Genomic DNA, 25366 nt, shown 5'->3' on the forward strand with positions numbered 1-25366 from the left:
AAGACCCTGACACAGATGGAAGAGCGCAAGGATACAGCCGGCGCCGAAGGCTGGGTGGACGGCGAGACCAAGGTACTCGAAGCGCCTGCGGATCACGGCACCGAGCTTCGCCTTTGGCTGCGCCTGTTGACCTGCTCGACGCTGGTTGAAACAGAAGTGCGCCGCCGCCTGCGCGAAGAGTTCGATTCCACCCTGCCCCGCTTCGACCTGATGGCACAGCTCGAACGAGCCCAGGACGGCATGGTGCTGGGCGAAGTGTCCAAGCGCATGATGGTATCGCCCGGCAACATCACCGTCCTGGTCGAGCGTCTGGCCGAGAGCGGCCACATCAGCCGCACCACCTCGCCCACCGACCGCCGCGTCCAGATCATCGCGCTGACGCCCTTCGGCCGCGCCGAATTCGAGAAGATGGCCGCAGCCCATGCCGACTGGATCGGCGACCTGTTCGGCACTCTGTCGGCCAAGGACGGCGGCATCCTGCTCGACGAACTCGGCAAGCTGAAGCGCTCCATCGTCGCGTCGCTGGCCAAGGGCAGCTAAGCGCTGCGTCACTCGCCTCAAGAATGCGCTAAGCCCGAAACCGGGCCCGGTAGTCGCTCGGCGTCAGCCCGACGATGCGAGCAAAGACTTTTCGGAAAGCACCAGGATCGCCATAGCCGACCTCCCAGGCCACCTTGTCGACCGTCTGCGTGGTGAATTGCAGCAGCTCGCGCGCCTTGCCGACACGCAGGCGCTGGCCATATTCGGTTGTGGTGAGCCCGGTCGCCTTCTGGAAGCGGCGCAGGAAGGTGCGTTCCTCAAGGCCGGCCATTGACGCCAGCACGGCCAGGTTCAGTTCCTTGCCTTCGCCCGCCTGCAGCCAATGCTGCACCTTGAGGATGGCGGCGTCGCCATGGCTGAGTCGCGGCGCAAACGCGCTGTAGTAGCGCTGCTCGCGCCCGGGAGGGTCGAGCGCCAGGATGCGGGCCGTCTCGATCATCACGGTCGGCCCAAGGAAGCGGTCGACCAGCCGAAGGCCCAGGTCGGTCCAGGCCATCAGGCTGCCGGCAGTGATGATGTCACCGTCATCGATGAGCAGCCTGTCGGTGTCGAGCCTGGCCTCGGGGAAACGCGACCGGAACGCCTCGTCATAGACCCAGTTCGTCGTCACCACCCGCCCGGCCAGCAACCCGGTCTCGCCGAGCACGAAGGCGCCGGCACAGACGGACGCCAGCACGCTGCCAGCACCATGGCGCTGGCGCAGCCAGCCGGCGAGCGACGCGATAGTCTCTCGCGAAATCGGATCGCCGAGCGCCGGCGGCACGACATAGACCTCAGCTACGCCTGAAGCGTCGGGATGGGTGTCGAACACCCGCTGAGGCGCATGCTCCGCCTGGTCCGCGCGCCAGTGGCTGACGCGCAGCTGGTTCGGCGCTGCACCGCGGCTCTTGCGTGCGGCGGTGCGGTTGGCGAGCTCGAACAGGTCGGTCATGCCAAGCACCGCCGACATCTGCGCGCCGGGGTACAACACCAGCCCGATCTCGATGACGCCAGCTTTTGCCATTTGTCGAAATCACCCCTTGTTATGTCGATATCGCCAATGGGTCGGCACCATAATCCATTGCATCCTGCAGGCAATATCCTTCCCAACAGCAAAGGCATCAGGGACATGAGCAAACGCGCGGTGATCGCCATCGACATCCAGAACGAATATTTCCCGGGCGGGAACATGCCGCTCGTCGGCATCGAACAGGCAACTGAAAACGCCGCCCGCATCATCGCGGCGGCGCGTGCCAAGGGCGACACCGTCATCCACGTCCGCCATCTCTCGAAGGCCGCCGACGCTCCGATCTTTGCGCCCGGCACGCCGGGCATCGAGATCAACGCCACCGTCGCCCCGGCCGACGGCGAGAAGGTCATCACCAAGAACTTCGTCAATTCATTCCGCGAGACCGACCTCAAGGCGACACTCGACGCCAAGGGCATTGAGGAAGTCGTCATCGTCGGCGCGATGAGCCACATGTGCGTCGAAGGCGCCACCCGTGCTGCGGCCGACTTCGGCTACAAGACATCGGTCGTCCACGATGCCTGCGCCACGCGCGATCTCGAGTTCAACGGCAAGACGGTGCCAGCCGCCCAGGTCCACGACGCCGTCATGGCAGCGATCGCCTTCGGCTATGGCGAACTCGTGGATACCACGACGTACCTGTCGCGCTAGTACATTCAGGCCTTCTGGCCCCGGTCGCGCGCTCGCCGACCGGGGCCTTTTTGCGTTCACTTCCAAAATAACTTTAAGCTTGAAGTTTTTTTTGAAAGCGTCCATGGTGCCTCCATGGTCAGGGTCGGGCACGCATGTCCACTTGACCGAACGGCTTCAGGAGGAGGACGGCATGCGCATTGTCTGTATCGGTGGCGGACCGGCCGGTCTCTATTTTGCCCTGCTGATGAAGAAGCAGCACCCCGAGCATCAGGTTACCGTCGTCGAGCGCAACCGTCCCTTCGACACCTTCGGCTGGGGCGTGGTCTTCTCCGACGCCACCATGCAGTCGATGCGCCAGTGGGACCCGGCTACCGCCGAGACCATCGAGGACGCCTTCAACCACTGGGATGACATCGAGCTGGTGTTCAAGGGTCGCAAGATCCGCACCACCGGCCACGGCTTCGTCGGCATCGGCCGCAAAAAGATGCTGAACATCCTGCAGGAGCGCTGCATCGAGCTCGGCGTAGAGCTGGTGTTCGAGACCGACGTGCAGGGCGACCATGACTTCCCCGAAGCCGACCTCATCATCTCGTCGGATGGCGTGAACTCGCGCATCCGGCACAAATATGCCGACATCTTCAAGCCCGACATGGTGATGCGGCCGAACCGCTACATCTGGCTCGGCACCGACAAGCGCTTCGACGCCTTCACCTTCGACTTCCAGCGCACCGAGCACGGCTGGTTCCAGGCGCACATCTATCGTTTCGACGACAACACCTCGACCTTCATCGTCGAAACCACCGACGAAGTGTTCAAGGCGCATGGCATCGACGAGATGGACCAGGATCAGTCGATCGCGTTTTGCGAGAAGCTGTTTGCCGGGACGCTCGAAGGCCACAAGCTGATGACCAACGCGCGCCATCTGCGCGGCTCGGCCTGGCTGAATTTCGGCCGCCTGATCTGCGACAAGTGGAGCCACTTCAATGGCCAAAGCCACGTCGTCCTGATGGGCGACAGTGCCCATACCGCGCATTTCGCCATCGGCTCCGGCACGAAGCTCGCCATCGACGACGCCATCGAGCTGACCCGCCAGTTCGACCTCATCGGCCACGACAAGGCCAGCATCCCGGCCGTGCTCGAAGCCTATGAAGAAGTACGCCGCGTCGACGTCGCCCGCATCCAGAATGCGGCACGCAACGCCATGGAGTGGTTCGAAGTGGTGGGCACCCGTTATGCCGACACGCTCGAACCCGAGCAATTCATGTATTCGATGCTGACCCGCTCGCAGCGCATCAGCCATGAGAATTTGCGCCTGCGCGACAAGCACTGGTTGGAAGGTTTCGAGCGCTGGTTCGCCGAGCGCGCCGGCGTGTCGCCTGCCCCCAACGGCTCGGTACCGCCGCCGATGTTCACGCCGTTTTCGATCCGCGGGCTGACGCTGAAGAACCGCATCGTGATGTCGCCGATGGCGATGTATTCGGCCACCGACGGCCTGCCCGACGACTTCCACCTCGTCCATATCGGCGCCCGCGCCATGGGTGGTGCAGCACTCGTCTTCCCGGAGATGACCTGCGTGTCGCCAGACGCGCGCATCACGCCCGGCTGCCTCGGCTTGTGGAACGACGAGCAGGCGAAAGCCTTCAAGCGCATGGTCGACTTCGTCCACCAGCAGACGCCGGCGAAAATCGGCATCCAGATCGGCCATGCCGGCCGCAAGGGCGCGACCAAGGTTGCCTGGGAAGGCATCGACCAGCCGGTGACCTCAGGCGGCTGGCCGCTGATCTCGGCCTCCGCCCTGCCTTATCTCAAGCACTCCGACATGCCGCGCGCCATGACCCGCGAGGATATGGATCGCGTTCTGGCCGATTTCGTCAGTGCCACGGAGCGGGCCCGCGACCTCGGCTTCGACATCCTCGAACTGCATGCCGCCCACGGCTACCTGCTGTCCTCCTTCCTGTCGCCACTGACCAACCTGCGCGACGACGAATATGGCGGCAACCACGAGAACCGCGCCCGCTATCCGCTCGAAGTGTTCCGCGCCATTCGTGCCGTCTGGCCTGAGGACAAGCCGATCTCGGTGCGTCTCTCCACCCATGACTGGTACGAAGGCGGCAACACGCCTGAAGACGCGGCGATCTTCGCAAGGATGTTCAAGGACGCCGGCGCCGACATGATCGACTGCTCGTCGGGCCAGGTGGTCAAGGAAGAGCAGCCAGTCTATGGCCGCCTGTTCCAGACGCCCTTCTCCGACAAGATTCGCAACGAGATCCAGGTGCCGACAATTGCCGTGGGTGCGATCTCGGAAGCCGATCACGCCAACTCGATCATCGCCGCCGGCCGCGCCGATCTCTGCGCCGTCGCCCGCCCGCACCTCGCCGACCCGTCTTTCGTCATGCATGAGGCGGCAAAGATCGGCTATGCCGAACAGGCCTGGCCAAAGCAGTATCATTCGGCCCGTGCCCAATATGTGAACAACCTCGCCCGCGCCGCGGCGGCTGCTCCCACGGGCAAGGCATGAGCATGGCCAAGCGTCACGCCCTGGTCACCGGCGCCGGCAGCGGCATCGGCCGCGCCATCGCACTTGCGCTCGCCGCCGACGGCCATGGCGTCAGCCTGTGCGGACGGCGTGCCGCGCCGCTCGAGGCGGTGCGCGACGAGATCGCCAAGATGGGCGGCGAGGCCTTCGTCCTTGATGGCTTCGACGTCACTGATGCGCATTCGGTCGAGGCAGGCATCGCCAAGGCGATTGCGCATGCAGGCGACATCGCCGTGCTGGTCAACTGCGCCGGCGAAGCGCCGTCGGCACCGTTCGACAAAACCGACCTGGCATTGTGGAACCGGGTGATGGGCATCAACCTCACCGGCACGTTCCTGGTCACACAGGCAGCGCTTGCTTCGGTCAAGCGCGCCGGCAAGGGCCGCATCGTCAATGTCGCCAGCACCGCCGGCCTGACCGGCTATGCCTATGTCTCAGCCTATTGCGCTTCAAAGCATGGCGTGGTCGGCATGACGCGCGCGCTGGCTCTTGAGCTTGCCCGCACCGACGTCACCGTCAACGCGGTTTGCCCCGGCTTCACCGACACGCCGCTGCTCGACGGCGCCGTGGAAACCATCACCGGCAAGACCGGGCGTTCGGCCGAAGAGGCACGCGCCACGCTCGCCCGCGTCAATCCGCAAGGGCGGCTGGTGACGCCAGAGGAAGTGGCCGACACCGTGCTCTGGCTCGCCTCGGAAAAGGCAACCGCAATCACAGGCCAGGCGATCCCGGTCGCCGGCGGCGAAGTTCTGGGAGGATGACCGTGACCAACCCGATGCAGGACAAGAAGCATCCCTTCCAGGGCCACAAGGCTCAGCACTTCAAGTTCGAGACCGATGCCGACGGCAAGGTCGCGACGATCACGCTGAACCGCCCAGAGAAGAAGAACCCGCTGACCTTCGAGAGCTACGAGGAACTCGGCAACCTGTTCCGCGCCTTGCACCGGGCCAGCGACGTGCGCGCCATCGTCATCACGGGTGCCGAGAACAACTTCTGCTCGGGCGGCGACGTCTTCGAGATCATCGAGCCGCTGACCCGCATGCCGATGCATGACCTGCTCGACTTCACCCGCCTCACCGGCGATCTGGTGCGCCAGATGCGCGCCTGCCCGCAACCGATCATCTCCGCCGTCGACGGCATCTGCGCTGGCGCCGGTGCGATCATCGCCATGTCGTCCGACTACCGCGTCGCAACCCCGGAGGCGAAGACCGCCTTCCTGTTCACCCGCGTCGGCCTGGCCGGCGCCGACATGGGCGCCTGCGGCATCCTTCCGCGCATCATCGGCCAGGGCCGCGCCGCCGAACTTCTGTTCACCGGTCGCGTCATGACCTCGACCGAGGGCCATGCCTGGGGCTTCTACAATGCGCTGCATGAGCGTGGCGCACTGCTCGCCGAGGCGCAGAAATTCGCCCGCAACCTGGCCGACGGCCCCTGGTTTGCGCATGCCATGACCAAGAAGATGCTCGACCAGGAATGGGCGATGGGCATCGACCAGCTGATCGAATCCGAAGCGCAGGCCCAGGCGATCTGCATGGCGACCGGCGACTTTCGCCGCGCCTTCGAGGCTTTCGCCGCCAAAGCCAAGCCCGAATTCAAGGGGAACTGAGCCATGGCCGCGCATTTGATGCCGACCAGTGCGCCAACCCGCGACCACCTCGACTGGCCGTTCTTCGCCGACCCCCACCGCGCGTTGGCGGCTGAACTCGACGCCTTCATCGCCAGCGGCGGGCTGGGCGAGATCGACCATGGCAATGCCGACGGCGCCTGCAAGAAGCTGGTGGCGGCGCTTGGTCAGGCGGGTATGCTGCGCCACTGCGTGCCGGCGGCCTTCGGCGGCGCGTCGGACGTGATCGACAGCCGTTCGCTCTGCCTGATCCGCGAGACACTGGCCTATGCCGACGGTCTCGCCGACTTCGCCTTTGCCATGCAGGGACTAGGCACCGGCGCGATCAGCCTGTCCGGTACGGACGAACTCAAGCAGGCCATCTTGCCTAAGATTGCCCGAGGCGAACTGATCTCGGCCTTCGCCCTGACCGAGCCAGAGGCCGGCTCCGACGTTGCCGCCATGAGTACCAGCGCCCGCCGTGATGGCGACACCTATGTGCTCGACGGCGAGAAGGTCTTCATCTCCAATGGCGGCATCGCCGACGTCTACACCGTCTTTGCCCGCACCGGCGAGGCGCCCGGCACGCGCGGTATCTCGGCCTTCGTCGTCTATGCCGACACTCCGGGCTTTTCGATCGCCGAGCGCATCGAGACGATCGCCCCGCATCCCCTGGCACGCGTCAGGTTCGACGATTGCCGCATCCCGGCATCCCAGCTGATGGGCGAACCGGGCGAAGGCTTCAAGATTGCCATGCGCACGCTCGACATTTTCCGGCCGTCAGTGGCTGCCGCAGCCCTCGGCTTTGCCCGCCGCGCCCTCGACGAAGCCGTAGCGCACGCCAGGTCCCGCAAGATGTTCGGGGCGACGCTGGCCGACCTGCCGACCGCTCAGAGCACGCTGGGCGAGATGGCGACTGCCATCGACGCAGCCTCGCTCTTGACCGTGCGTACTGCCTGGCGGCGCGACGTGCAAAAGCTGCCGATCACCCGCGAGGCCGCCATGGCCAAGATGACGGCGACCGAGAACGCCCAGTGGGTCATCGACCAGGCACTGCAGCTGTTCGGCGGCCGCGGCGTGCGTGTCGGCGAGATCACCGAGCGCCTCTATCGCGAGATCCGTGCGCTGCGCATCTACGAAGGCGCCACCGAAGTGCAGAAGCTGATCATCGGCCGCGAGCTGATGAAGGCCTTGAGGTAGGAGAGCTGACGTGCCCTTCCGTACCTCAAGGCCGCTGCGTTTCGGAGACTGCGATCCCTCCGGAATCGCCTACTTCCCGTCTTACCTGAACATCCTCGTCGGTGTTTTGGAGGAGTTCTTCGGCGATGCAGGTGCGCCGTGGAAAGACCTGATCGCCGAACGGCGCATCGGCACGCCGACGGTGCGACTGGACCTCACCTTTGCCCACCCGGGCTTCCATGGCGACACGCTCGACTTCGAGCTGTTCGTCCGCCGCATCGGCCGCTCCTCGCTCGATCTCGAGCACAAGGTTTCGGCCGCCGGCACGCTGCTCTGGAGCGCCCGCCACAGCGTGGTCGCCACTTCGCTCGATACCCACAAATCGCTTGCCTGGCCGGATGACCTCCGCGCCGCGCTCGAAAGCCGCCTGGAGACTTGAGATGCATGAGATCCTGCAACCCGAAGGGTGGGCCAAGCCCATCGGTTATGCCAACGGCATCGCCGCGAGCGGCCGCACCATCTTCGTCGGCGGCCAGATCGGCTGGAACGCGCAGTGCCAGTTCGAGACCGACGACTTCGTCGGCCAGGTGCGCCAGACGCTGGAAAACGTCGTCGCCGTGCTGAAGGCCGGCGGCGCCGAGCCGCACCACATCACCACGATGACCTGGTACTTCACCGACAAGAAGGAATACACCGAGAACCTGCGCGGCCTCGGCCAGGCCTATCGCGACGTGATCGGCCGCCACTTCCCCGCCATGGCCGCCATGCAGGTGGTGGCGCTGGTCGAGGACCGCGCCAAGATCGAGATCCAGGCCACCGCGGTCATCCCGGCATAGCCATGAGCGCGACGCGGTTTTCGGAGAGCGTTTCGGGCAGCATCCGTGACGGCGTGCTCGTCGTCATCATCGACAATGCGCCCGTCAACGCCACCTCGGCGCATGTCCGGCAGGGGCTGGTCAAGGCACTCGACCATGCGTCAGCCGTTGGCACCGTCATCGGCGTCGTCATCACCGGCGCCGGCCGCACCTTTGTCGGCGGCGCCGACATCAGGGAGTTCGGCAAGCCACCGGTCGAGCCGACGCTTCCCGAGGTCATGCAGCGTATCGAGAATTGCAGCAAGCCGGTGGTTGCTTCCGTCAATGGTGCTGCCCTCGGCGGCGGCTGCGAGATCGCGCTTGCCTGCCATGGGCGCGTTGCCGGCGAGGCGGCGAGTTTCGGTTTGCCGGAGGTCAAGCTCGGCATCGTGCCGGGCGCCGGCGGCACCCAGCGCCTGCCGCGCCTCATCGGCACCGTCGCGGCAATCGACCTGATCGGCAGCGGCCGCACAGTCAGGCCTGATGAAGCCATCAAGCTCGGCCTTGTCGACGGCGTCGCAGCCGATCATCTCGCGGCAGCCGTCGGCCTTGTCCATCAACTCGCCGGTCAGTCGCAAAGGCGCACGGGCTTGCTCGATGTCCCGATCGCCGAATTAGCCGCCGTCGAGGCGGCGTCAAAAAAGGTCTTGTCCAGATCACGCGGCCAATCGGCACCTGCCGAGGCCGTTCGCCTTGTCCGGCTGGCTTCGGAAAGGACTTTCCGGGACGGTCTCGCCGAGGAGCGCGCCACCTTCCTGCGCCTGCGGGACTCCAATGAGGCGGCAGCCCTGCGCCATGTCTTCTTCGCCGAGCGGCAAGCCGGCAAGGTCGACAAGCTTGAGGGCATTGCCCCACGCAGGATCGAGACGGTCGGCATCGTCGGTACCGGTCTGATGGGTGCCGGCATCGCGGTCGCAGCCTTGACAGCTGGCTACCGCGTCGTCGGCATCGAGCAGACCGAAGACGCCGCCACCAAAGGGCGCGAGCGCATCGCCGGCATTCTCGACAAGGCGGTCCAGTCAGGGCGCCTTACGGCGACAGTTCGCGACGGATGCCTTGCGCGGCTGGCCGTGGCTGCGAACATCGGCGAACTCGCCGCAGCAGACCTCGTCATCGAGGCGGTGTTCGACGATCTCGCGGTCAAGACCGAGCTGTTCCAACGCCTCGACGGCATCGTCAGGCCGGATGCGATCCTCGCAACCAACACCAGCTACCTGAACCCCGACGAGATCGCGGCGGCGACTGCTCACCCCGGGCGCGTGGTCGGCCTGCACTTCTTTTCGCCGGCCAACATCATGCGCCTGGTCGAGGTCGTCGACTGCAAGGCAACCGCGCCCGACGTGCTCGCTTCCGCATTGGCCTTCGCCAGGCAACTCGGCAAGCTGCCGGTGGTCTCAGGCGTAACCGAAGGCTTCATCGGCAACCGCATCTTCTCGGCCTATCGCCGCGAGGCGGAGTTCATGGTCGAGGACGGTGCAGCCCCCGAAGAGGTCGACGCAGCACTCGAAGCCTACGGCTTTCCGATGGGCATCTTCACCGTCTACGACATGGCCGGGCTGGAGATCGCCTGGGCGCGACGCAAGCGGCAGGCGGCAACGCGCGATCCAAACGCGCGTTATGTCGAGATCGCCGACAAGCTTTGCGAAGCCGGCCGTTTCGGTCGCAAGACAGGCAAGGGCTGGTACGACTATGCGTCAGGCGAAAAGGCCGTCGATCCAGAGGTCACTGCGCTGATCGCCGCCGCACGCGCGGCCAAGGACATCTCGCCCCGCCGCTTTACGGTCGACGAGATCGTCGACCGGTTGCTGCGCGCCATGGCCGGCGAAGGCGCTGCCTTGCTCACCGAGGGCATCGCCGCGCGATCGAGCGACATCGATCTGGTGATGATCAATGGCTACGGTTTTCCGGAGCACAAGGGCGGGCCGATGTTTGCAGCCGAAACGCACAAGGACATCACACCATGACCGAAGCATACATCGTAGGCGGCGTCCGCACCCCGATCGGCCGTTATGGCGGCGCGCTTGCCTCTGTGCGCCCTGATGATCTCGCCGCTCACGCCATTCGCGAAGCGCTGGCGCGGCACCCTGGCATCCCCGCCGACCAGATCGATGAGGTCGTGCTCGGCTGCGCAAACCAGGCCGGCGAAGACAACCGCAATGTCGCCCGCATGGCTGCCCTGCTTGCGGGCCTGCCGGTATCGGTGTCCGGAACGACGATCAATCGCCTCTGCGGCTCCGGCCTCGACGCGGTTGGTTATGCAGCACGCGCCATCAAGCTCGAAGAAGCTGACATCATCATTGCCGGCGGCGTCGAAAGCATGTCGCGCGCGCCCTTTGTCATGCCCAAGGCTTCAAGCGCATTCCAGCGCAGCACCGAGATCTTCGACACCACCATCGGCTGGCGTTTCGTCAATTCGTTGATGGAAAGACAATACGGCATCGATTCCATGCCTGAAACGGCCGAGAACGTCGCCGCCGAGTTTTCCATTTCACGCGAGGATCAGGATCACTTCGCCCTGCGCAGCCAGGCTCGTGCCGCCGCAGCGCAGAAGAGCGGCCGTTTTGCCCGCGAAATCGCTCCTGTCACCATCAAGGGCCGCAAGGGCGAAGCGACCGTCGTCGAGCACGACGAGCATCCGCGCGAAACGACGATCGAAAAGCTTGCGGGCCTTTCGGCACCCTTCAGAGATGGCGGCACGGTGACCGCCGGCAACGCGTCGGGCGTCAATGACGGGGCCGCAGCCGTCATCATCGCATCGGCACGCGCCGTCGAACGCCACGGTCTCAAGCCGCTTGCCAAAATCGATGGCATGGCGACCGCAGGCGTTGCCCCGCGCATCATGGGCATCGGCCCCGTCGCCTCGACGCAAAAGCTTCTGGACCGCGCCGGCCTTGTCATATCAGACATCGATATAATCGAACTCAACGAAGCCTTCGCCGCGCAGTCGCTGGCATGCATGCGCCAGCTCGGCCTTGCCGACGACGCGGGCCACGTCAATCCGAACGGCGGCGCCATCGCGCTTGGCCACCCGCTCGGCATGTCGGGCGCACGTCTGGCACTGACCGCAGCACTGGAACTCGACCTGCGTGGCGCAAGACGCGCGCTGGCCACCATGTGCATCGGTGTCGGCCAGGGCATCTCGCTTTTGATTAGCCGGCCGTAGCAGGCGGCGCGCCTCGTTCGTAACCGTCAGCCAGCAGCCCTGCGCAGCGGCTGGCGCAGGATCGCCGAACCTCCCGCCGCCTGGACGGCAAGGCTGCCATAAGTGATGCCGGCGGCAAGGCAGGCTTGCTCGGACTGACCCGAAAGCCATGCGTCGATGAAGCCTGCATTGAAGGCATCGCCCGCGCCCGTCGTATCGACGACAGGGACCTCTTCGGCCCGGCGGTGCAGCAACTGGGCAGCGGCCTTCAACCACGCGCCCTCGCCGCCCGCTTTCAGGGCCACGATCGGGAAGTCCCTGGACAGGATCTCGATTGCCGCGATCGGATCGTTCTCCTGCGTAATGGCGGTGGCCTCTTCCATGTTGGGCAGGAAGATATCAACGCCGGCGCAGCGATCGAGCAGTTCGGCTTCGTAGATCAGCGTCTCGTCCCAGCTCGGATCGAGCGAGACGGTCAGCCCCCTGGCCTTGGCGCGGCTGACCAGATCGGGGATCTCGTGCAGCGTGGCATATTCGGCGATGTGCAGATGGCCGGCGTCGCTCCAGTCGAGTGCGGCGTCAAGCGTCGCCGGCAGCGCGGTCCCAGCACGCCGCGACAGGAAGGCGCGGTCGTTGCCGATCACCGAGGCGACGGTAACCTGCGGCCCGGCACCGGGCGAATGCTCGACGAAGCGCAGGTCGACATTGCTGGCACCGAGCTCAGCCTCGATCCCTGTCGACAGCGCGTCCGTGCCAAGGCGCGCCACCAGAGCGACTTGACGCCCGGCATGGGCCATGTGGGCGGCCGCAATGAACGCGCCGCCGCCGGCAGCCATCTTCATGTCCTGCGCAAACACCTCGCGCCCCGGCTCGGGCAGCGCAGCCAGGCCGGTGAAAATCAGGTCACAGTAAATCCGCCCGATGCTAAGCACCGCCGGACGCTTTGCATTTTCCGATGTCATTGCCGGCCCAGGCTCTTCTCGGTCTTGGCGTCGAAGAGATAGAGGCTGCCCGGCGCCGCGCGGCAGGTCAGCGTGCTGCCCGTCGCGGGGATGAACTTGCTCGGCGCAGTGGCAATCACGGCACTGCCGTCGACATCGAGATGCACCAGCGTCTCCGGTCCGAGCGGCTCGACCGCCGTCACCGTTCCGGTGAGCTCCAGACCGCCGTCCGACTTCTCGACGGCTGCAGTCAGTTCGTGCGGGCGCACACCAATCAGGATGTCGCCGCCGGCAGCGGGCTCGATGCCCTTGCCGTTCTTGCGGCCCGGCACCAGGTTCATCGACGGACTGCCGATGAAGCGCGCGGTGAAGACATCGACCGGGTTTTCGTAGAGATCGGTCGGCGTGCCCACCTGCAGGATGTGGCCGTCCTTCATGACGACGATGCGGTCGGCCATGGTCATCGCCTCGACCTGGTCGTGGGTGACATAGACCGTGGTCGTCTTGAGCTTCTGGTGCAGGCGCTTGATCTCGATGCGCATCTGGGCGCGCAGCTGGGCGTCGAGGTTGGACAAGGGCTCGTCGAACAGGAAGGCCGAAGGATTGCGCACCATGGCGCGGCCGATGGCGACGCGCTGGCGCTGACCGCCCGAAAGAGCCGCCGGACGGCGGTCGAGATATTTCTCAAGGCCGAGGATCTTGCCCGCCTCTTCGATGCGCTGGTCCTTCTCGGCCTTGGACAGCTTCGAGGTGTAGAGACCGAAGCCGATATTCTGGCGCACGGTCAGGTGCGGGTAGATGGCGTAGTTCTGGAACACCATGGCGATGTTGCGCTGCTTGGGGTCACGCTCGTTGACCACCTCGCCGCCGATCTTCAGCGTGCCGCCGGAGATGTCCTCGAGCCCGGCGATCATGCGCAAGGTCGTCGACTTGCCGCAGCCCGAAGGCCCAACGAAGACCACGAATTCGCCGTCGGCGATTTCAAGGTCGATACCCTGGACGACGTCCACCTTGCCGTAGCGCTTGACCAGCTTTTCAAGTTCGATCGTCGCCATCAGAGCGCCCCCGCCAGTGCCTTGAATTTCTCACCGAGTTCTTTTGCGGCTTTCGCCTCGTGCCCGGCATGTTCCTGTGCGACGGCTTCCAATGCCGCTGCCTTCTTCCTGTAGACGCCGATCGCCTCGGCCATCGCCGCCGGTGCCGGGCCGCCGAAACGGTCGCGCACGGCAACGAAATGTTCGGGCGAGACGATCTCTTCGAACTTGTCACGGCCGAAGCTCGGTTCGCGTCCGGTCGAATGCCTGAAGGCTTCGAGGAACGGCGCGTAGCCATCCTTGGCAAGCCCGCCGCCAGCCGCGACCACTGCCTTGGCGACCGTCGCCGCGATCTCGTGCGCCTCGCGGAAGGACAGGTCCTCGATGCGGACGAGCGAGTCGGCAAGTTCGGTGATGGTGATGCACGAGCGGCGGATGTTTTCAGCCACACGCTCCGGATCTATGCGGATCGCGCCGACGAAGGCGGCGAGCAGGTCGAGCACGCGGGAGGCAGCGGTAAACGCCTCGTAGCCCATCGACTGCGTTTCACCTTCGCTGTCGTTCATGTCGGTGAACGGCGTGTTGTGGATGACACCGAGTACGGTGCGGGCGCGGCCCATCGTCTGGCTGGCGAGCAGCCGCATATGCTCGATCGGCACCGGGTTGCGCTTCTGCGGCATGATCGAGGAGATCTGCACGAATGCGTTCGGCACGTAGACTTGTCCGACCTCGAAGCTGGTCCAGAACTGGAAGTCCTGGATCAGGCGGCCGAGATGCAGGAACATCAGCTCGATCGCCGAATAGGTCGAGGTGATGTAGTCGGATGCCGCGATGCAGCTGTAGGAATTGCGCAAGGGTGCGGCAAAGCCGAGCAGATCGGCGACGCGCTGCCGGTCGATCGGGAAACCCGACGTGGTGATGGCGGCGGCCCCCATCGGCGACAGGTCGACGATCTTGCGCGCCTCTTCGAAGCGCTCGATGTCACGGAGCAGCACCTCGATGGCAGCCGACAGGTAATGCCCGAATGTCGAAGGCTGCGCCGGCTGGCCGTGCGTGTAGGCAACGATCAGTGTCGCCTTTTCACGCTCGGCCGCGTCGATCATCGCGGCCAGCAGATGTCGCGCCTTGACCATCAGCGCATCGATGCGCTGCTTGAGCCCTAGCTTGAACAGCGTGTGATCGATGTCGTTGCGCGAGCGCGAGGTGTGCAGGCGTCCGGCGACATCAGCGCCGAGGCGGGCCTTCAGTTCCTTTTCGATAAGGAAGAAGAAGTCCTCGACCTCGCCGGTATAGACCAGCTTCTCAGGATCGACTTCACGGTCGATGGCTTCGAGAGCGCCGGCGATCGCCGACGCCTGCTTGGCATCAAGAATACCGGTCTCGGTCAGCATTACCAGATGCGCCCGGTCGATGGCGCGGAAGCCGTCGACATGGTGTGTCTTGGCGCCGTCGAAAAGCGGCCGAAGCACCGTCTCCTTGTAGACGGGATCGGGGAAGACGCTCTTGTCGGAGAGCCTCGGGTTCAGTTCAGACATTTTCTATCCCTTGAGCCCGGCGAGCATGACGCCGCGGACGATGTAGCGCTGGAGCACGAGGAAAACGATCAGCGTCGGCAGGGTGGCGATCGCAGCACCCGTCATGATCATTTCCCACTGGATGGACTGTTCGACCGCGAAGCTCGATAGGCCGACCGGCAAGGTGTAGAGCTCCTTGCTGGTGGTCACGATCAGCGGCCAGAAGAACGCCGTCCAGTTGCCGAGGAAGGTGAAGATGGCGAGCGCGGACAGAGCCGGTGTCACCAGCGGCATCGCCACTTTCCAGAAGATCTGGAACTCGTTCAGGCCATCGACGCGGGCTGCTTCGAGGAAATCGTTGGGCACGCCTTCGAAGAACTGCTTCATCAGGAAGGTGCCGAAGGCCGTCATCATGCCGGGAAACATGATGCCCCAATAGCTGTCCAGCCAGCCGAGATTGGCCGACATCAGGTACCACGGGATGACGAGCATCTCGGTCGGGATCATCAGCGTCGACAGGATGGCCAGGAAGATGAAGTAGCGGCCGCGGAACTCGAACTTGGCCAGCGTGTAGCCGACCAGGCTGTCGAAGAAGACGTTCGACAGCGTCACCATGACGGCAACGAACATCGAGTTGAAGAACCAGCGCATGAAGCGCCCGTCGGCCAGGATCGCGACGTAGTTGGCGAAGGTTGGCGCTGCCGGAATGAGCCTGAGGTCATAGACCTGACCGGCCGTCTTGAATGACGTCGAGAACATGAAGGCCAGCGGCGTCACCATGATCAGGCCGCCGATGAACAACAGCGTCCAGGCGAGGATGCGGCCGGGCTTGACGTTGGCGTGGGACAGCGCCGGCGTTTGGGTGACGGCACTCATTTCTTTTCCCTCAGGATCCAGAGCTGCAACAGCGATACGAACAGCAGGATGGTGAACAGCACCACCGTCTGGGCCGCCGCATATCCCATCGCGTAGGACGAAAACGCCGTCTGGTAGATCATCAGCACCAGCGGCTTGGTCGAGCCGAGCGGGCCGCCCGGGTCGTTGGTGGTCATGTTGTAGACCTGGTCGAAAATGCGCAGGAAGCCGATCGACGAGAACACGACGAGAAACACGGTTGTCGGCTTGAGCAGCGGCAGCGTGATCTTGCGCAGGATTGCCCATTCGCCGAGGCCGTCGATCCGCGCCGCCTCGTAGAAGGTGTTGGGGATCGACCGCAGGCCGGCCATGAAGATGATGATCTGGAAGCCGAGGCCGGCCCAGATCGCCGTCAGCATGATCGACGGCAAGGCCTGGTCGACCGAGCGGATGAACGGCTGCTGGGGGATGCCGAGCGTGCCGAGCGCATTGTTGATCACGCCGATCGGTGCCGGCTGGTAGAACCAGCGCCACACCCAGGCCATCGCGGCAGCCGTGGTCAAATAGGGCAGGAAATAGAGACCGCGGATCAACCCGTGCATGAAACGCACGCGATCGAGATGGTAGGCAATGACGAATGACAGCAACAGGCTGATCGGCGTGCCGACGAGCAGATAGGCAAAGGTGTTCTTGAACACCTTCCAGAACTGCGGGTCTGCGAACAGCTTCTCGTAGTTGGCCAGGCCGATGAACTGCGGCGGCTTCAAAAGGTCCCAGTTGGTCAGCGAAAGCCAGAAGGCTTCGATGGTCGGGTAGAAGCGGATCACCGAATAGAACAGGATCGGCAGAGCGAGGAAACTCCACACCCACACCAGCCGCTTCGTCCGCATGGAACGGCGTTCCCAGAAGGTCGCGCCGGGGCGGCTCAGCGCCGCCCCCTGTTGATCCGCTGTCACAGACATCAAGCCTTCGCCTTACTTCGGGGCTGCTGCGTCGATGATCGCCTGCTCGGCCGCTGCGGCCTGTGCGAGCGAATCCTTCACCGACTGGCCTTCGAGCAGCACGCGGTTGGCCATGTCGATGGTGGTCTGGCGCTGGGCTGCCTCATCAACGAACATGGTGGTGCGGGCGTATTCGAGACCCTTGAGGAACGGGCCGTAGACCGGATCGGCTAGATTGGCTTCGGTCATGGCAGCCGAACGGCGTGCCGGCAGCTCGCCGACCGTCTTCAGCCAGACGTCCATCGCCTCGGGCGAGGAGATGTAGGCCAGGAACTTCTTCGAGGCTTCGAGCTTCTCGCCGCTGGTCGTCGCCGAGATGCCGTTGGCGAAGTAGCTGGCATAGTTGGAACGGGTGCCGTCGGCATTTGCCGGCAGTTCGGTCACGCCCCACTCGAAGCCTTCGATCGACTTGAAGGCGCCGAGACGGAAGGTGCCGTCGATGGTCATCGCCGCCATGCCGGCACGGAAGGCCGCCTGGCCTTCGTCCATGAAGCCGGCCTGGCCGATCTTCTTCTCGGTCTGCAGGTCGGTGTAGAACTTCAGCGCCTTTTCACCCGCTTCGGTGTTGTAGGCCACCTTGCGGTCTCCGTCGGTGTAGGGCTGGCCGCCGAACTGGCGCACCAGCACTTCTCGCCACCACTGGTGATCCTGGCCGGCCATGTCGAGGGTCGAGCCGGCGACGATCAGATTGCCGGCGGCGTCACGCTTGGTCGCCTTCTCGGCGGCGGCAACGAACTCGTCGAGCGTCTTGGGCGGGTTCGCCGGGTCGAGGCCGGCTTCGGTGAACAGCTTCTTGTTGTAGAACAGCGCCAGCGAACGCACGGCGGTCGGCAGGCCGTAATAATCCTCGCCGCGCTTCATGGCGCTGACGATCGGGAAAAATTCGCTTTCGATCTTGTCGTGCGGGAACGCATCGGTCGGCAGCGGCTGCAGCAGGCCGCCGGCAACGAACTTGTCGAGCCAGCCGTAGAACAGCTGCATCACGTCGGGGCCCTGGCCGCCCATCTTCGCAGCGATGACGCGCGTCTGGTAGTCGGCATAGGGGAAGGTCGTCTGCTTGACGGTGATGTCAGGATTGGCCTTCTCGAAGTTCTCGATCAGCTGGTCCATCGCCTTGACGCGCGAGTCGAAGACATACTGCCAATATTCGATCTCGACGGCCTGCGCCGCGTTCATAGCCAGTGTGCTGAAACCAGCAATCAGACCGGCAAACAAGGTTGCTCTACGCATATTAGCCTCCAAATGCGCCCATCGGATATCCCGAACCACGGGCGACCATTATCCCCTTGGCCCGATTTTTCTCGCAGTCGAGAAACGGGCCACTCGCTTAAATTCATGGGCCATCGAACGCGGGCGGAACACGCCCGACAAAACTGACACCAAGGAGCTGCGGATCCTCCCCGCACACTCCCTCTACGGTTCCCTTTCATCAGCCGTTTGTCAATAAGATAATCTACTTGAATTAATCTATTGCAGCTAACGTCGCTTCCGCGTTATCAATTTTGCAACCGAGGTCAGGATGGGCGAAATGGCATTTCAGCCGGGCAGCACGCATCAGGTCACATTGGGCAACAACCCCGAGCGCAGCCGCGACCATAACCGTCGCGTGGTGCTCGACGTCGTGCGCCGGAACGGCGCCCTGGGGCGCATGCATATTGCCCGGCTGACGCACCTGACAGCGCAAGCCATCGCCAACATCGTCGACGAGCTGGTCAGCGAAAACCTGTTGATGGAGACCGGGCGCCTGCGTTCGGGCCGTGGCCAGCCGCCGATCCAGTTCGCCGTCAACCCCGACGGCGCCATGACCATGGGCATCGAGATGGCCTCCGACCACATGGTGTCGACAGTGCTCGACCTGTCGGGCCAGCCGCGTTCCAGGCGAATCATGCCGGTCAGCGACACCAGCCCGAGCCAGGTCATCGCGCATCTGCGCGCCGAGCTCGATGCGGTCAGGTCGACGTTCAAGTCGCGGCTGCTCGGCATCGGCGTGGTGATGCCCGGCCCGTTCGAGATCGAAGGCATGACCTCGGTCGGCCCGACGACGCTGCCGGGCTGGGCAAACATCGATGCGGCAAGCCTGCTCAGCGAAGCCTGCGGGGAGCCGGTGACGGTGGAAAACGACGCCAACGCCGCGGCCGTCGGCGAACGCTTCTTCGGTGCTGGCCACACCATCTCCAGCTTCTGCATGGTCTATTTCGGCGCCGGCCTTGGCCTTGGCATGATCCAGGACGGCACTCCGTTCCGTGGCGCCTTCGGCAATGCCGGCGAAATCGGCCACGTCGTCGTCGTTCCCAGAGGCAGGGCTTGCCCATGCGGCCAGCACGGCTGCCTCGAGCGCTACGCCTCGGTCCATGCGCTGCGCGAAAAGCTGTGCGAGGCAGGCATCCCCGACTGCGACTTCGCCGACTTCTCCGAACTCCATGCCAAGCGCCATCCGGTGCTGCTGGCGTGGATGGAGGAGACCGCGACCTATCTCGCGCCGATGATCGCGATGATCGAAAACATCCTCGACCCCGAAACGGTGATCCTTGGCGGCGTGTTGCCGGACGCGATCATCGACGAGCTGATCGAGCGGATGGGACCGTTGCCCATTTCCGTCGCCAGCCGACGGACCCGCGCCCTGCCCCGCGTCATGCGCGGCCAGACCGGGCAATACACGGCGGCACTCGGTGCCGCCGCGCTGCCGCTGTTCGAGGTGGTCACGCCCAAGCTCGAAACCGCCGCCACAACGACCACCGAATAGCAGACTGGAATACCGGAGGACCTGAATGCCGAGCGCCCGCGAACGTATCGAAAGACAAAAGGCCAGCCCGTCGCTGCTCAGGCTTCACCGTGCCCTCAGCCGTCTCAGCTCTACCGTCACCATGATGAACACCGGCGCTCATCCCGATGACGAGCAGAGCGGCCTGCTTGCGTATTTCCGCCTCGGCCTCGGCATGCGCGTCATCGTCGCCTGCTCGACGCGTGGCGAAGGCGGTCAGAACTCGCTCGGGCCGGAGCGCCTTGGCGTGCTCGGCATGATGCGCACCCGCGAGATGGAAGAAGCGGCGCGCGCGCTCGATGCCGACGTCGTCTGGCTCGGCCATGGCCCAGATGACGAAGTGCATGATTTCGGCTTCTCCAAGGATGGCGACCAGACCTTCACCCGCTGGGGCGAGATGCGCACTGTCGAACGCCTGGTGCGTGCCTATCGCAGCGAACGGCCCGACATCGTCATTCCGACCTTTCTCGATGTCCCCGGCCAGCATGGCCACCACCGCGCCATGACCCGCGCAGCCGAAAAGGCAATCGGGCTTGCCGCCGACCCGCAGGCGTTCCCCGAACATTTCAAGGAAGGCATGAGCCCCTGGCAGGTGGCGAAGTATTATCTGCCGGCATGGTCGGGCGGTGGCGACACCTATGACGACGAAGTGCCACCTCCCGATGCGACGGTTGTCGTCAACGCGCCCGGGCGCGAACCGGCGACGGGCGCGGAATATGACCGCATCGGAGAATGGTCGCGCTACTACCACGCCTCGCAGGGCATGGGTCATTGGCCTGATGTCGCCGAGACGCGCTGGCCGCTGCATTTACTGCTTGCCGCCAACGGCACAAAGGCCGAGACGTCGGTGCTCGACGCGCTGCCGGCAACGCTCGCCGATCTCGCCGCATCGCGAGACCTCTCCTATGAAGCCGCGCAGGCACTGAAGGCCGCCGGTTTGGCCGTCGACAAGGCAATCGCGGCATTCCCACACGCCGATGCGATCATTGCAGCCCTCACCGAAGCGGCTACCCAGCTTGCCGCTGCCCGCAATAACGCCTCGCCCGATTTCCTCGAACGCCATCGCCACCGCCTCGACCGCAAGGCACGCGAGATCGACGCCGCCTTGATCGAGGCCGCCGGCCTCTTCGACCGCGCGACGCTGTCGCCATCGACAGTGGCGCCTGATGAAACGGCTGAACTCACTGTCGATCTGGCCTCCGCCGGCGACAGTCGTTCTGTCGAGGTCGAAGCTGTGCTGCCCAATGGCGTCACGGCCAAGGCGGAGACCATCACCGGACGCCGACGCAGCCTGAAGATCGTTGCCACCGTCGACGCCGCTTACACAAAGCTCTATCCGCCATCATGGTCGGCTCTCGGCGGCAATGGTGACGCCCATGTCGTCATCTCGGCAAAGTTCGGCGATCATACCGCCCGCGCCACCTATGACCTCGAGGAGCCATTTGCCGTGCTGCCGGCAAGCTCGGTCGTGATGGAGCCCGAAGCGCTGATCGTACCGCTCGACGGCACCAGACGCGAATGGCCGGTCAAGTCAGTGGTCGCAGGCAAGGATGCGCCCGTCTCGCTCAACATGGAAGACGGCTGGTCGCTGGCCCAGGCGGAAGGTGGCCAGGTCATCCGCGCTCCCGAGACACGTGTTGCCGGGCTAACCACCATCACGCCGCTGGTCGGCGGCAGGCCGGCATTGCGGCTGACCCCGATTGCCTATTCGCATATCGGCCGCGTCACCCATCGCCAGCCGGAAGCGCTGCGCGTGCTCACGCTCGACCTCAAGCTGCCGCAGGGTGCTGTCGTCGGCTATGTCGGCGCAGGCGCCGACCGCGTCGGGCTTTGGCTCACGCGCATGGGGCTCGACGTCACCGAGCTCGACGCCAAGGCATTGGCCGGAGACCTCAGCCGCTACACATCAATCGTCGTCGGCATCTTTGCCTTCGGCATTCGCAAGGATCTGGCAGCAAGCACCGAGAAGCTGCACCGCTTCGTCGAAAATGGCGGCCACCTTGTCACCCTTTACCACCGCCCGACCGACGGTTGGGATCCACTAGCGACGCCGCCGAGGAAACTCGAGATCGGCTCGCCGTCTTTACGCTGGCGCGTAACGGATCCGACCGCCGAGGTTACGGTGCTGGTGCCGGACCACGTCCTGCTCAAGGGGCCGAACATCATCGGCCCGCAGGACTGGTCCGGCTGGAACAAGGAGCGTGGGCTCTACTTCGCCGCGCGCTGGGACGAGGCCTACCAACCGCTGCTGGCGATGCACGACGCCAACGAACAGCCGCTGATGGGCGCTCTGGTCTCTGCCGAGATCGGCAAGGGCCGCCATACCCACACCAGCCTCGTGCTGCATCACCAGATGGACAAGCTGGTGCCGGGAGCATTCCGCCTGATGGCAAATCTTGTCCAGCCAGCCTGACGGCACGGTGACGCCCGAGGCGGGGGACGAGCGTCACAAGGCCAACCGCGAAGGCATCGTCTGGGTGCTCGCAGACATGCTGCTGGTCTCCGGCGGCATGACGGCGCTCGTCAAGGCGCAAGGGCTCGTCTATCCGGCGTTCCAGCTCGTCTTCATCCGGGCGATGATCGGCTTGCTGTTCATCCTGCCGCTGATCTGGCGCCATCGTCACCACATCCGTCACACCAGGCATCCCTGGCAGAACGTCTCGCGCATCAGCTGCAACGCCATCGCGCTGACCAGCCAGTTCATGGCCTACACGCTGCTGCCGCTGGCGGTGGTCAACGCGCTGAGCTTTTCCAGGCCGCTCGTCACCATGGCCATGGCGGTCGCCTTCCTCGGCGAGACCGTTTCGCGGTTGCGCTGGGTGGGTGCTGCCTTCGCCTTCGCCGGCGTGCTCGTCATGCTGGCGCCGGGCGGCGTCGAGTGGAATCTCGGCTTGCTTGCAGTGTTTGCTACGATCGTCTTCGGCTCGCTCGCCATCATCCAGACACGCATGCTGCGCGATGAAAACACGACCGTGATGATGGTATTCTACACTGTCGGCCTTGCGGTCATCACCGCTGTTCCGGCCATCTTCGTCTGGCAGCCTGTCAAGACCTTCGACTGGGTGCCCCTGCTCGGCATCGGGCTTCTGGCGCAGGCCGGTCAATACTGCTTCCTGCGCGCCTATCGCCTTGCCGATGCCAGCTTGCTCGCGCCGATCGGCTATCTCTCGATCGTCGTCACGACTGCCGCCGGCTATGTCTTCTTCGCCGAAGTGCCCGACCAGCGCATCGTCATCGGCGCAATCGTCATCCTCGCCGCGTTGCAGACGACCGCCTATCTCGAACGCCGCGCCAACAGGAAGAAGTGACCTTCGCCAAATCCGCGAGCGTCCTGTTCCCGGAAGCGGGGGAAATCAATCCCAGGCAGCTCCGTCAAGCGCGTTGAGCGGGAACTTGAGATAGCGCTGGCCATTAGCTTCGGGTTCGGGGAGCCGGCCACCATTGATGTTGATCTGCAGTGCATGCAGGATCAGCTTCGGCATCGGCAACGTGGCGTCGCGCCCATTGCGGAACGCCACGAAATCCTCTTCCCGCTCATAACGCGTCAGGTGAATGTTCTGACTTTTCTGGGCGGCAACGGTGCTTTCCCACAACGGGGTGCGCCCGCCAGGCTGGTAGTCGTGCCCGACGAAAATGCGGGTGTCATCAGGCAGCGCCATGATGTCCTGGATCGTCGACCATAACGCATTGGCGCTGCCGCCGGGGAAATCCGTACGTGCGGTGCCGCTGTCCGGCATGAAGACGGTGTCGTGGACGAAAGCTGAATCGCCGACGACATAGGTGACGGATGCCAGCGTGTGACCGGGCGAGAACATCACACCCGTCCTGATGTCGCCGATCTCGAAGGTGTCGCCCTTGTCGAACAGGTGGTCCCATTGCGAACCGTCGGTGCGGAGCTCAGGCCAGTTGTAGATACCGGCCCAGAGTTTCTGCACGTCGACGATGCGCGCCCCGATCGCCGTCGGCGCACCGGTCTTTGCCTTCAGATAGGACGCCGCCGAGAAGTGGTCGGCATGCGGATGGGTGTCGAGGATCCACTGGATCTCCAGATCCTGTTCGCGAACATGGTCCAGCAGCTTGTCGGCGTTGGCGGTTGCGGTTGCGCCCGATTTCTCGTCGAAATCGAGGACCGGATCGATGATGGCGCATTTTCGGGTTCGCGGGTCGGAGACGACATACTGCACCGACCAGGTGCGTGGGTCGAAAAAGGCGGCGACGTCTGGTCTTGCCATCGCTCAAGCCTCGGCCATTTCGGCAGCGCGCGGATAGAAAATCGCACGGCTGGCATCGAAATCGTAGCGCTCCTGATACTGCACCGCGTCCGAAGCCAGCTTCAGCACCGCATCGAGGATGAACTGCACTTTCTCTTCCGGCAACAGCACGCTGAAATTGAGCCTGACAAAACCCGGCTTGCTGATCTCGTCGCCGGCCAGGATCGCTTGGCGCATGCGCTCAGATTCCGTCTCGCCGATCGACAGCAGGCGATGGACATAAGGCCCGGCACAGGCGCAGCCGCCACGCGCCTGGATGCCGAAACGATCGCTGAGCATGCGGGTCACCAGTTGCTGGTGAACATAGCCGCCCTTGCCGTCCCTGACCCGGAACGAAAAGATCGGCAGCCTTTGAGGCTCCAGCGCACCGAGCAGCTCGATGTTGCCGGCGCCGTTCCAGGCCGACATGGCGCGGCTGGTCAGTTCGGCATTGCGAGCCCGCATCGCGTCCGCGCCGAGCGCTTCCTTGACCAGGAAGGCTAGGGCCGCGCGGATGTCGCCGACCACATTGGGCGTGCCCGCCTCTTCCCGCGCTTCCAGGCTGGTGCTGTAGTCGTGGCCCGAGGGCGAGACGAACTTGACGGTGCCGCCGCCGGGCCATGACGGCTTGTCAGTCGTAACCGCATCGCGGCGGACGATCAGCACGCCCGAAGCGCCCGGACCGCCAAGGAACTTATGCGGCGAGATGACCACGGCATCGATTTCAGCGCCTGATACGGGCGACATGGCGATCGGCATGTAGGGTCCCGCACCGGCGTAGTCCCAGACGATCTTGGCGCCAGCCGCCTTCGCCTGCCTGGTGATGGCAGCGACATCGGTAATGATGCCGGTGACGTTGGAGGCAGCCGAAAACGCGCAGACGGTGAGGTCAGCCTCCCATTGCAGCACTTCGTCCAGTGCGACGAGATCAGGTCCACCGGCAGCGCATTCGGCGATCTCGATCACCTCCGCCCCGCTTTCGCGCCAGGGCAGGATGTTGGAATGGTGCTCGTAGGGGCCGATGATGACACGGACCTGCTTGCCGGCTGCAACCGCATCGGTAACACCCAGAAGCTTGACCAGCCGATTGATGCCGGCCGTCGCGCCCGATCCGGCGAAGATGACCGCATGCCTGTCGCTCGCGCCGCAGCACGCGGCGATCGCCGCGCGCGCCTCGCGGCGCAGGCGGGTCATCATGCCGCCGCAGTAGGAAGCCTCGGTGTGGCTGTTGGCATAATAGGGCAAGACTTCCTCGAGCACGAAGCGCTCGATCTGCATCAGCGCCCGACCTGATGCGACATAGTCGGCATAGACCATGGGCTTGAGACCGAACGGACCGTCGATCTTCGCGTCCTTGCCGACAAGGCCGCTGCGCAGCTCCGCGACGACGTCACGTACGGCAAGGCACTCCTTGAACTTGTCCAGCAAGCCGGTGCCGCCAGGATTTTCGCAGCGCTCGGTCTTCATCGAATCTCTCCCGCAACCAACTCAAGGCGATTCTAATCGGATGTGGGAGA

General features: G+C 64.5%; 22 protein-coding genes. 13 read left to right on the plus strand and 9 right to left on the minus strand.

The window, feature by feature from the left end; translation table 11 throughout:
- Positions 1–15 precede the first annotated feature (15 nt).
- Positions 16–540 (plus strand): MarR family winged helix-turn-helix transcriptional regulator, encoded by a 525-nt coding sequence (locus tag HNQ95_RS13195; RefSeq protein WP_182574331.1) that lies wholly within the window; start codon positions 16–18, stop codon positions 538–540.
- Positions 541–568: 28 nt separating this feature from the next.
- Here HNQ95_RS13195 and HNQ95_RS13200 read toward each other — a convergent pair whose 3' ends face one another.
- Complete coding sequence (locus HNQ95_RS13200) at positions 569–1543, minus strand: GlxA family transcriptional regulator (RefSeq protein WP_182574330.1); 975 nt, start codon at positions 1541–1543, stop codon at positions 569–571.
- Between the two features lie 105 nt (positions 1544–1648).
- On the opposite strand from HNQ95_RS13200, the gene HNQ95_RS13205 reads away from it, so the two are divergent.
- The 9 genes from HNQ95_RS13205 to pcaF all read left to right on the plus strand — a co-directional run bounded on the left by HNQ95_RS13205 (position 1649) and on the right by pcaF (position 11514).
- The gene (locus HNQ95_RS13205) at positions 1649–2197 is read left to right on the plus strand and encodes a cysteine hydrolase family protein (protein WP_154384305.1); all 549 of its coding nucleotides are present in this window, start codon (positions 1649–1651) and stop codon (positions 2195–2197) included.
- A 172-nt stretch (positions 2198–2369) separates the two neighbouring features.
- The gene (locus HNQ95_RS13210; RefSeq protein WP_154384304.1) at positions 2370–4697 is read left to right on the plus strand and encodes a bifunctional salicylyl-CoA 5-hydroxylase/oxidoreductase; all 2328 of its coding nucleotides are present in this window, start codon (positions 2370–2372) and stop codon (positions 4695–4697) included.
- A 2-nt stretch (positions 4698–4699) separates the two neighbouring features.
- Positions 4700–5476, plus strand: a complete 777-nt coding sequence (locus tag HNQ95_RS13215; protein ID WP_246340738.1) for an SDR family NAD(P)-dependent oxidoreductase — start codon at positions 4700–4702, stop codon at positions 5474–5476.
- Positions 5473–6321, plus strand: a complete 849-nt coding sequence (locus HNQ95_RS13220; RefSeq protein WP_182574328.1) for an enoyl-CoA hydratase family protein — start codon at positions 5473–5475, stop codon at positions 6319–6321. The genes HNQ95_RS13215 and HNQ95_RS13220 overlap by 4 nt, the downstream gene beginning before the upstream one ends.
- 3 nt (positions 6322–6324) lie before the next feature.
- Complete coding sequence (locus tag HNQ95_RS13225) at positions 6325–7518, plus strand: acyl-CoA dehydrogenase family protein (RefSeq protein WP_246340736.1); 1194 nt, start codon at positions 6325–6327, stop codon at positions 7516–7518.
- Positions 7519–7528: 10 nt separating this feature from the next.
- Entirely contained in the window at positions 7529–7936 is a 408-nt protein-coding gene (locus tag HNQ95_RS13230) for an acyl-CoA thioesterase (RefSeq protein WP_067967728.1), read from the plus strand.
- A 1-nt stretch (position 7937) separates the two neighbouring features.
- Entirely contained in the window at positions 7938–8333 is a 396-nt protein-coding gene (locus tag HNQ95_RS13235) for a RidA family protein (RefSeq protein ID WP_067967726.1), read from the plus strand.
- 2 nt (positions 8334–8335) lie between these two features.
- Positions 8336–10315, plus strand: coding sequence for a 3-hydroxyacyl-CoA dehydrogenase NAD-binding domain-containing protein (locus tag HNQ95_RS13240; protein ID WP_182574327.1), 1980 nt, complete (start codon positions 8336–8338; stop codon positions 10313–10315).
- Positions 10312–11514, plus strand: coding sequence for a 3-oxoadipyl-CoA thiolase (pcaF, locus tag HNQ95_RS13245; RefSeq protein ID WP_154384301.1), 1203 nt, complete (start codon positions 10312–10314; stop codon positions 11512–11514). The genes HNQ95_RS13240 and pcaF overlap by 4 nt, the downstream gene beginning before the upstream one ends.
- A gap of 26 nt (positions 11515–11540) precedes the next feature.
- On the opposite strand, the gene HNQ95_RS13250 is transcribed toward pcaF, so the two are convergent.
- From HNQ95_RS13250 to HNQ95_RS13275, 6 genes are read right to left on the minus strand one after another with little or no spacing between them, the layout of a single operon-like run.
- Positions 11541–12455: a carbohydrate kinase family protein gene (locus HNQ95_RS13250; RefSeq protein ID WP_067967718.1), complete on the minus strand. Its 915-nt coding sequence runs from the start codon at positions 12453–12455 to the stop codon at positions 11541–11543.
- Positions 12452–13489: an ABC transporter ATP-binding protein gene (locus tag HNQ95_RS13255; protein WP_154384300.1), complete on the minus strand. Its 1038-nt coding sequence runs from the start codon at positions 13487–13489 to the stop codon at positions 12452–12454. The genes HNQ95_RS13250 and HNQ95_RS13255 overlap by 4 nt, the downstream gene beginning before the upstream one ends.
- On the minus strand, positions 13489–15003 hold the full coding sequence (gene argH, locus HNQ95_RS13260; protein WP_182574326.1) for an argininosuccinate lyase: 1515 nt from the start codon (positions 15001–15003) through the stop codon (positions 13489–13491). The genes HNQ95_RS13255 and argH overlap by 1 nt, the downstream gene beginning before the upstream one ends.
- Before the next feature lie 3 nt (positions 15004–15006).
- A complete protein-coding gene (locus HNQ95_RS13265) occupies positions 15007–15858 on the minus strand; it encodes a carbohydrate ABC transporter permease (protein WP_154384298.1) in 852 nt (283 codons plus the stop codon).
- On the minus strand, positions 15855–16793 hold the full coding sequence (locus HNQ95_RS13270) for a carbohydrate ABC transporter permease (RefSeq protein ID WP_067968462.1): 939 nt from the start codon (positions 16791–16793) through the stop codon (positions 15855–15857). Before HNQ95_RS13270 ends, HNQ95_RS13265 begins: the two co-directional genes overlap by 4 nt.
- An 18-nt stretch (positions 16794–16811) precedes the next feature.
- Positions 16812–18068, minus strand: coding sequence for a sugar ABC transporter substrate-binding protein (locus HNQ95_RS13275; RefSeq protein WP_067967706.1), 1257 nt, complete (start codon positions 18066–18068; stop codon positions 16812–16814).
- Between the two features lie 298 nt (positions 18069–18366).
- On the opposite strand from HNQ95_RS13275, the gene HNQ95_RS13280 reads away from it, so the two are divergent.
- Genes HNQ95_RS13280 through HNQ95_RS13290 form a run of 3 tightly spaced genes read left to right on the plus strand, consistent with a single transcriptional unit; the run spans position 18367 to position 22907 of the window.
- Positions 18367–19581, plus strand: a complete 1215-nt coding sequence (locus tag HNQ95_RS13280; RefSeq protein ID WP_371818663.1) for an ROK family protein — start codon at positions 18367–18369, stop codon at positions 19579–19581.
- Positions 19582–19606: 25 nt separating this feature from the next.
- A complete protein-coding gene (locus tag HNQ95_RS13285) occupies positions 19607–22012 on the plus strand; it encodes a PIG-L family deacetylase (protein ID WP_067967703.1) in 2406 nt (801 codons plus the stop codon).
- Entirely contained in the window at positions 21996–22907 is a 912-nt protein-coding gene (locus tag HNQ95_RS13290) for a DMT family transporter (RefSeq protein WP_182574325.1), read from the plus strand. Before HNQ95_RS13285 ends, HNQ95_RS13290 begins: the two co-directional genes overlap by 17 nt.
- 45 nt (positions 22908–22952) lie before the next feature.
- Here the strand turns inward: HNQ95_RS13290 and HNQ95_RS33650 are convergent, their stop codons facing one another.
- Both HNQ95_RS33650 and HNQ95_RS33655 read right to left on the minus strand, forming a co-directional pair.
- A complete protein-coding gene (locus tag HNQ95_RS33650) occupies positions 22953–23831 on the minus strand; it encodes an MBL fold metallo-hydrolase (protein ID WP_154384292.1) in 879 nt (292 codons plus the stop codon).
- A 3-nt stretch (positions 23832–23834) separates the two neighbouring features.
- On the minus strand, positions 23835–25316 hold the full coding sequence (locus HNQ95_RS33655) for an aminotransferase class V-fold PLP-dependent enzyme (protein ID WP_067967700.1): 1482 nt from the start codon (positions 25314–25316) through the stop codon (positions 23835–23837).
- Positions 25317–25366: the final 50 nt, after the last annotated feature.

It is taken from the genome of Aminobacter ciceronei (assembly GCF_014138625.1).
Taxonomy (GTDB): domain Bacteria; phylum Pseudomonadota; class Alphaproteobacteria; order Rhizobiales; family Rhizobiaceae; genus Aminobacter; species Aminobacter ciceronei.

Coding starts and splice junctions, on each gene's coding strand:
- HNQ95_RS13195 (WP_182574331.1), top strand. CDS start 16: ATGGAAGAGCGCAAGGATACAGCCGGCGCCGAAGGCTGGGTGGACGGC.
- HNQ95_RS13200 (WP_182574330.1), bottom strand. CDS start 1,543: ATGGCAAAAGCTGGCGTCATCGAGATCGGGCTGGTGTTGTACCCCGGC.
- HNQ95_RS13205 (WP_154384305.1), top strand. CDS start 1,649: ATGAGCAAACGCGCGGTGATCGCCATCGACATCCAGAACGAATATTTC.
- HNQ95_RS13210 (WP_154384304.1), top strand. CDS start 2,370: ATGCGCATTGTCTGTATCGGTGGCGGACCGGCCGGTCTCTATTTTGCC.
- HNQ95_RS13215 (WP_246340738.1), top strand. CDS start 4,700: ATGGCCAAGCGTCACGCCCTGGTCACCGGCGCCGGCAGCGGCATCGGC.
- HNQ95_RS13220 (WP_182574328.1), top strand. CDS start 5,473: ATGACCGTGACCAACCCGATGCAGGACAAGAAGCATCCCTTCCAGGGC.
- HNQ95_RS13225 (WP_246340736.1), top strand. CDS start 6,325: ATGGCCGCGCATTTGATGCCGACCAGTGCGCCAACCCGCGACCACCTC.
- HNQ95_RS13235 (WP_067967726.1), top strand. CDS start 7,938: ATGCATGAGATCCTGCAACCCGAAGGGTGGGCCAAGCCCATCGGTTAT.
- HNQ95_RS13240 (WP_182574327.1), top strand. CDS start 8,336: ATGAGCGCGACGCGGTTTTCGGAGAGCGTTTCGGGCAGCATCCGTGAC.
- pcaF (WP_154384301.1), top strand. CDS start 10,312: ATGACCGAAGCATACATCGTAGGCGGCGTCCGCACCCCGATCGGCCGT.
- HNQ95_RS13250 (WP_067967718.1), bottom strand. CDS start 12,455: ATGACATCGGAAAATGCAAAGCGTCCGGCGGTGCTTAGCATCGGGCGG.
- HNQ95_RS13255 (WP_154384300.1), bottom strand. CDS start 13,489: ATGGCGACGATCGAACTTGAAAAGCTGGTCAAGCGCTACGGCAAGGTG.
- argH (WP_182574326.1), bottom strand. CDS start 15,003: ATGTCTGAACTGAACCCGAGGCTCTCCGACAAGAGCGTCTTCCCCGAT.
- HNQ95_RS13265 (WP_154384298.1), bottom strand. CDS start 15,858: ATGAGTGCCGTCACCCAAACGCCGGCGCTGTCCCACGCCAACGTCAAG.
- HNQ95_RS13275 (WP_067967706.1), bottom strand. CDS start 18,068: ATGCGTAGAGCAACCTTGTTTGCCGGTCTGATTGCTGGTTTCAGCACA.
- HNQ95_RS13280 (WP_371818663.1), top strand. CDS start 18,367: ATGGCATTTCAGCCGGGCAGCACGCATCAGGTCACATTGGGCAACAAC.
- HNQ95_RS13285 (WP_067967703.1), top strand. CDS start 19,607: ATGCCGAGCGCCCGCGAACGTATCGAAAGACAAAAGGCCAGCCCGTCG.
- HNQ95_RS33650 (WP_154384292.1), bottom strand. CDS start 23,831: ATGGCAAGACCAGACGTCGCCGCCTTTTTCGACCCACGCACCTGGTCG.
- HNQ95_RS33655 (WP_067967700.1), bottom strand. CDS start 25,316: ATGAAGACCGAGCGCTGCGAAAATCCTGGCGGCACCGGCTTGCTGGAC.